Annotated in this window: 1 protein-coding gene; it reads left to right on the forward strand. The window is 49.0% G+C overall.

Annotated features, from left to right (window positions below; translation table 11 throughout):
* On the forward strand, positions 1 to 274 hold a 274-nt coding region (locus SQ11_RS15375; protein WP_041515081.1), incomplete at its 5' end, for a phosphopantetheine-binding protein.
* Between the last annotated feature and the right edge of the window lie 167 nt (positions 275 to 441).

Consider the following 441-nt stretch of genomic DNA (forward strand, 5'->3'; position numbering starts at 1 on the left):
GGGCATCTGGGCCGAAGTATTGGGTATTGGCCGGGTGGGGCGCAATGATAATTTCTTTGAACTGGGCGGACATTCGCTTGCAATCCTGCAAGTGCAGCAGAAGCTGCAACAGATTTTATCCATTTCATTGCCGCTACGTTCGTATTTCGAGAATTCTTTACTGACCGATATTGCATCCGTCATACAGGGGAAACGGTTGCTTGGATTCGTGGGACATGTTGAGCATGCCGAGCTGATGGGAATGTCGGAATTGCTTGACTTACTGGAGAGCTGAATGGAGTTGATCAAACAGGATTTTGGAGGTCGAGTTCATGATTTTTGCCGATCTATCCTCTGCCAGCGGTCCGGTCGCCTGTTAACGAAATGAAGCATTTATGAGAGGAATTGCTTATGTCGAATAGAGACCTTGCGCAACGGCGTGCACGGCTGACGCCTGAACAA

The sequence above is a fragment of the Nitrosospira sp. NpAV genome, from assembly GCF_000832065.1.
Classification (GTDB): Bacteria; Pseudomonadota; Gammaproteobacteria; order Burkholderiales; family Nitrosomonadaceae; genus Nitrosospira.